1 protein-coding gene is annotated in these 502 nt (G+C 43.2%); it reads left to right on the plus strand.

Features of this window, described 5'->3' with window-relative positions:
* On the plus strand, window positions 1-502 hold a 502-nt coding region (locus tag AAOP42_RS00005; RefSeq protein ID WP_349526400.1), incomplete at both ends, for an Ig-like domain-containing protein.

The following is a 502-nucleotide window of genomic DNA, read 5'->3' on the forward strand; positions in this document are numbered from 1 at the left end:
TCAACTATTATGGCCTGGAGCAGAAGTAGATGGAGAGGGCAATCCGATTGCATGGCCGGGATGGGATTTTGTGGATGGAGTCTGGATTCAGATTAATGATGGTTTACGTCCGGAAATGGAACTGGTGATCTCAGTGAATCCAGAGACAATGGTGACAGTATCTTATCCACCAGCAACCCCAACATGTTCGGCTAATCCTAAGAATCCTCCTGTTGCAGTTGATGATACAGAAACTACCGATGAAGAAGTTCCGGTGACCGTAGTAGTACTGGATAATGATTCTGATGCAGATGGTGATAGCCTTACTGTAACAGAAGCCGCTTCCGATGATGGTACCGTTGTAATCAATCCTGATGGAACGATAACCTTCACACCAAATACTGACTTTGTAGGAGAAGCAATTGTGAATTATACCATCACCGATGGAAATGGAGGGTTTGATAGTGCAATAGTTACAATTACAGTAGATGAAGACAGAGCAATAAGCATAGAAGTAACAGAA

Origin of the sequence: Reichenbachiella sp. MALMAid0571 (assembly GCF_040151475.1) — a bacterium.
In the GTDB taxonomy this organism is placed as follows: domain Bacteria; phylum Bacteroidota; class Bacteroidia; order Cytophagales; family Cyclobacteriaceae; genus CAXBNB01.